This is a genomic window from Pseudomonas sp. AGC41 (assembly GCF_057334555.1).
This window is the reverse complement of sequence record NZ_JBHFJB010000117.1, coordinates 69,262-74,143: the sequence shown is the minus strand read 5'-3', so window position 1 is coordinate 74,143 and position 4,882 is coordinate 69,262. Positions and strand designations below refer to the sequence as shown.

Annotated in this window: 5 protein-coding genes; 2 read left to right on the top strand and 3 right to left on the bottom strand. The window is 63.3% G+C overall.

Annotated features, from left to right (window positions below; genetic code table 11):
* Positions 1-76: 76 nt before the first annotated feature.
* A complete protein-coding gene (gene mltA / locus ACE04F_RS20530) occupies positions 77-1,264 on the bottom strand; it encodes a murein transglycosylase A (RefSeq protein WP_486109524.1) in 1,188 nt (395 codons plus the stop codon).
* Between the two features lie 122 nt (positions 1,265-1,386).
* Between mltA and ACE04F_RS20525 the strand changes: the two genes are divergently transcribed.
* Positions 1,387-1,836 carry a c-type cytochrome gene (locus tag ACE04F_RS20525; RefSeq protein WP_434627449.1) on the top strand — a complete coding sequence of 150 codons (450 nt, stop codon included), beginning with the start codon at positions 1,387-1,389 and terminating at the stop codon, positions 1,834-1,836.
* 15 nt (positions 1,837-1,851) lie between these two features.
* On the opposite strand, the gene ACE04F_RS20520 is transcribed toward ACE04F_RS20525, so the two are convergent.
* Positions 1,852-2,247: a DUF1090 domain-containing protein gene (locus ACE04F_RS20520; protein ID WP_486109521.1), complete on the bottom strand. Its 396-nt coding sequence runs from the start codon at positions 2,245-2,247 to the stop codon at positions 1,852-1,854.
* A gap of 89 nt (positions 2,248-2,336) precedes the next feature.
* A complete protein-coding gene (gene ligB, locus ACE04F_RS20515) occupies positions 2,337-4,007 on the bottom strand; it encodes an NAD-dependent DNA ligase LigB (RefSeq protein ID WP_486109519.1) in 1,671 nt (556 codons plus the stop codon).
* A 206-nt stretch (positions 4,008-4,213) separates the two neighbouring features.
* Between ligB and ACE04F_RS20510 the strand changes: the two genes are divergently transcribed.
* Positions 4,214-4,834 (top strand): LysE family translocator, encoded by a 621-nt coding sequence (locus ACE04F_RS20510; protein ID WP_486109517.1) that lies wholly within the window; start codon positions 4,214-4,216, stop codon positions 4,832-4,834.
* The last annotated feature ends 48 nt before the right edge of the window (positions 4,835-4,882 follow it).

The following is a 4,882-nucleotide window of genomic DNA, read 5'->3' as shown; positions in this document are numbered from 1 at the left end:
CAATGGATCCCTGTGAATCCGGATCCCATGTGGGAGCGAGCCTGCTCGCGAAGGGATTGCACTGTCAGCTCATTCCTCAAGGGTTGGCGCTGACCGCATTCGCCACCTGTGGCACTTGTGGCAGCGCCATGCCCTTGGGCCACAACATCCAGATCTGACCTTGCTGTTTCATGTCCCCGGCCAGTTGCCCGGCTGCTTCGCCGGTACCCCAGAACAAATCCGCCCGCACTTCACCGGAGATCGCACCCCCTGTGTCCTGGGCGGCGACGGGACGGTTCAGGGCGCTGCCATCGGGGCGAGTCGTCGACAGCCACAGCAGGCTGCCCAACGGAATCACCTTGCGGTCCACCGCCACGCTGTAGCCGGCGGTAAGCGGTACGTTCAGCGAGCCTCGCGGGCCTTCGTTGCTGTCGGGGTTGCGGTTGAAAAACACATAGCTGGGGTTGCTGCCCAGCAACTCGGGGATCCGCTCCGGATGGGCCTTGGCCCAGGCGCTGATCGTGCCCATGGTCACGTCTTCTTTTTTCAGTTCGCCCTGTTCCACCAGCCAGCGGCCGATGGGCCGGTAGGGGTGGCCATTCTGGTCGGCATAACCGATGCGCAACTGGCGGCCGTCATCGAGCCGGATGCGTCCCGAACCCTGGATCTGCAGGAATTGCAGGTTCATCGGATCGGTCAGCCAGGCGATGACCGGCGCCTTCACGCCATTGGCCTCGATGGTGCTGGCGTCGTCGTAGGGTTTCAGCACGCGGCCCTCGAGGCGCCCGCGCAGGCGCTTGCCCTTGAGCTCCGGGTAAAGGCTGTCCAGCGCCACGACGATCATGTCCTCAGGCACACCGTAGACCGGGATGTTCGCCGTGGCGGTCTGGGTGAGGCTGCCGGGATAGACCGGCTCGTAGTAGCCGGTAATCAGGCCGTTGGGGCTGTTGTCTCCCGAGCGCAGGCCATAGACGTCGAGGTTCTGTTTCAGGAAGCTGCGTACCGCCGCGGCGGTTTTCGGCACATTGGCCGCCGCCGCGCAGGTCGGCCCCCAGGCCGCATCGGCCTTGAGGCGGGTGCAGGCGCTGCGCCAGGCACCGAAGCCGGCCAGCAGGTCCTCATCGGATACCGACGGCAGTGCCTCCCAGGGCGCGCTGACGTAGGTGGCGAGAGCATGGGTCTGGGGCTCCTCGACCTTTTCGCCGCGGTTGCAGCCGGCCAGCAGTGCAATCAGCGGTAAGGTCAACGCCAGGCCCGTGCGCCAGGACTTGAAGCGGCTGTTCATGATATTTCCTTTGCGGTCGTCCAGGCGCTGTCATGGGCCTGGCACCCGTATTGTTGATAGGGCCATTGGTGTTTTCCGACGACCCGGGGATACTAGCGGTCGTTTTCTGTCCAGAGGCCAAAATGTTTGTAAGACGATTTTCCATGGCAGTGCTGGCCTGCCTGATGTTGTCCGCCTGTGGTGGTGTCGATCCCAACTCGCCACTGGGTCAGCGCAAGACGATCTTCAAGCAGATGCTCAAGACCAACGAAGAATTGGGCGGCATGTTGCGTGGTCGTGTTCCGTTCGATGGCGCGCGTTTCGCCGAAGGCGCGGTGCAACTGGATCAACTCTCCCACGAACCATGGAAACACTTTCCGCAGGTGCGTGAGCAGGATCACACCAGCGCCCGGGACGAAGTCTGGCAGAAGCAGGCGCGTTTCCAGGAACTGGCCCGCAGTCTTGAAGCGGCCACCGCCGAGTTGGTGATCGCCAGTCGGGTCCAGCCCTACCGGGCCAGTAACCTGGGGCCGGCGGTGCAGAAGGTCGAGGATGCGTGCAGTGCCTGTCATAAGGAATTCCGGGACTATTAAAACCGATCCCGGTGCTTATTTATCCAGCTCGTCCACCGCTTCCTGCAGTTCCTTGCGGGACGCCGCCAACTTGTCCTTACGCTTGTTGATTCTCTCCGCGTCGCCTTTTTTCATGGCCTTTTCCAGGTCGGCCTGACGGCGACTGACTTCATGCTTGGCCTCCAGCACCTTGTTTTCACGCTCCTTGCGCAGGGAAGCATCAGTACAGTGGGTGGTGACTTCGGCCAAGGCTGTTTCCAGGCCGGCCTGCTGGTCCTGATTGCCTCGGGACTTGGCCAGTTCGATCTGGTTGATGATGCCCTGGCGCTTGGCTGCGCAACCAGTCAGTTCCGGCGTTTGTTCATCCGCCATCAAGGGCGCGGCCATGGCACCACATAAGGCCAGCAGCGCAACGGGGTACAGGAATTTCATAACAACTCCGTATCAAAACTCACGAGCGGTCGGGACAGATGCGCAGTTGGAGCGCCTCCCGTCTCTTGGGTTCAACCGCACGGGCCGGACTAAAAGCCATCGACCCCTGCGGTGCGTAATGTTTCACTCAAGGCCAGTACCTGCGGGTCGCGAAAAAAAGCGCTCAGTTGCGCGGCGCGTCCCGGCCCGATACCCGTTTCGGCTTGCCATTGTTCAGTGTCGCGTTCGGCCAGGGCTTCCCAGCGCTCCTCCAACCTTGCCCCTCCGGTGGGCGGTAAGCCAAGCGCCTTGAGCCATTGACGGAAGGGGCGTTGTCGGGCGCTGTCCAGGCTGGCGAGCAGACGGGCGCTGTTGCGTTCGCCGAAACCGGCAATGTTAGCAAGCTCGGCGGCATCGAGGGTCAACCAATCCAGCAATCCGTCGAGCTGGCCGGCGGCCAGCAGCTTCTCCCAGGTGCCAGGCCCAACATGGGGCAGGGCGAGCCCGTGTTTGCCGCTGAGCCAGTTCAGGCGTGCAAGGAACTGGCTTTCACAGCCAGGCGTCGGTTGCCAGCAGCTCAGGAAGTGATGATCGGCGGCGACCGGGACGTCGAGGCTTCGGCGTTCGACACTGCGTAGCACGACACTGTCGAGCCGTGGGATGGTCAACCCGGCCAGGCTGATGGCGACCTGATCGCCGGGGCGGATGTCCATGCCTTCCCAGCGCTTGAGTGAGCTGACGCTCACCCGGCGAATCTGTCGATCGTCGAGCATCACCGGCGCAAGCTCCAGCACCGGCGTGATGCGCCCCGTACGGCCAATCTTGAAGCGCACGTCGCGTACCTCGGCCAGCGCCTGGGCGTGTGGGTATTTCCAGGCCACGCTCCAGAAGGGCGCCCGGGCTTGCCAGCGGTCGGCGGGAGGGCGACGACTCTGGTGCAGGACGACTCCGTCGCTGGCGAATGGCAGCGGCGTGCGGTACCAATGGTTGCGCCAGTGTTCTGCATCGGCCAATGCCTGGATGGGCTGGCGATAAGGGGTTTGATTGGCAAAACCCAGTTCGTTCAGCGCGGCAACCCGTTCAGGCAGGGTTGCCGGCCCTTCCGGCCATTCCCACACGAACAGGCCGATGCCGGAAGCCTCGTTCGCGCTCAGGTCCTTGCGGGCCATCAGCCCCGCCACGATTGATCGAGCGTTAAGGCTGCCGCTGACGGCCTGTACGTGATCGTCGAGCCGCCAGTAGAGCTCGCCCTGGACGAGCAGGTCCGCAGGTTCGCGCAACCGTTGGGGGATGTCGCCGATCTTTCGTGCAGTGTTGGTCCAGTCATGTCCCTGGATGCCATCGCCGCGGCTGATCGCCTGGTGCAGGCGCCCACCGCGATAAACCAGGGTAACCGCTACGCCATCGACTTTCGGCTGGACCCAGACGTCGTTGCGACCTTGCAACCAGCTGCGCACGGCGTCGGCATCCTGGAGTTTATCCAGGCCGGTATGAGCGATCGGGTGGGAGACTTTCCCGCCAGCGGAGCGCAAGGGCGTGCCCGGTGACCCGAGGCCAAGGCAGTTGCGCCAATCTTCCAGTTGCGCCCGGGACTGATCGTAAAGCTCATCGGCCACCAGGGACTGGCCGAGGCGGTGATAGGCATCATCCCATGCGTCAATCTGCTGCTGGAGGACGTCGATCTGTGCCTGAGCGCCTTCGGTTGGCCCACTCGGGCAGGGGGCTGCGATGACGGGCATAGCCAGTAAAAAGCATACAAGTGCACGCAATAACGACAGCATCGAAGCATCCTTGCCAGGTGAGGTACTGGAAGGCTAGTCACTGTCGCGAAAGGCGCGAGGCCCAGTGCGTTACCGGGTTTTGCCAAGCACGATGGCGCAGCGGTGGCGGTACAGTCGGGAGTGATTTGCCCGGGCAACTGTGCCTTGAACACCTCACCGAGCGGTGCAGAATGGACGCTCGATCCGCTCTGCCAGGAGTGCCACCGATGGACCTGACCACGCTCGCGGTCTTCATCCCGGCCTGCTTTGCGCTGAACATGGCGCCGGGCCCGAACAACCTGCTGTCGATCAGCAATGCCTCGCGCTATGGCTTCGTCCGCGCCTGCAGCGGTGGCATCGGCCGCCTGCTGGCGTTTGCGATCATGATTGCCCTGGCGGCGGTGGGGCTGACGGCGGTGCTGCACACCTCGGAGCTGTTGTTCCTGGGCATCAAGCTCGTCGGTGCCGGTTATCTTTTTTATCTTGCTGTGCAGTTGTGGCGTGCGCAGCCTGAAGCCGCCGGCGAGGCAGAGGCCCATTCGATGAGCATGGCCAGCCTGGCGCGCCAGGAATTCCTCGTGGCGATCGGCAACCCGAAGGCGATCCTGTTGTTCACCGCTTTCCTGCCGCAGTTCGTTGACCGCGCGGGCACCGTCACCCAGCAGTTCGCGGTGCTGGGCGGGCTGTTCCTGGCGCTGGAATGCGTTGCCATTGGCTTGTATTGCTACATGGGTATTTATGCGCGGCGGCTGTTCGCCCGGCCGAGTGGCAAACGGTTGTTCAACCGGATGTGCGCGGGGTTGCTGGCCAGCGCGGCTTCGTTTTTGCTGGTGGCGCGGCGGTCTTGAACATTGTCACAACAGCAGGCACAAAAAAGCCCCTGGCGACCGAGTCGC

Coding starts and splice junctions, on each gene's coding strand:
- mltA (WP_486109524.1), bottom strand. CDS start 1,264: ATGAACAGCCGCTTCAAGTCCTGGCGCACGGGCCTGGCGTTGACCTTA.
- ACE04F_RS20525 (WP_434627449.1), top strand. CDS start 1,387: ATGTTTGTAAGACGATTTTCCATGGCAGTGCTGGCCTGCCTGATGTTG.
- ACE04F_RS20520 (WP_486109521.1), bottom strand. CDS start 2,247: ATGAAATTCCTGTACCCCGTTGCGCTGCTGGCCTTATGTGGTGCCATG.
- ligB (WP_486109519.1), bottom strand. CDS start 4,007: ATGCTGTCGTTATTGCGTGCACTTGTATGCTTTTTACTGGCTATGCCC.
- ACE04F_RS20510 (WP_486109517.1), top strand. CDS start 4,214: ATGGACCTGACCACGCTCGCGGTCTTCATCCCGGCCTGCTTTGCGCTG.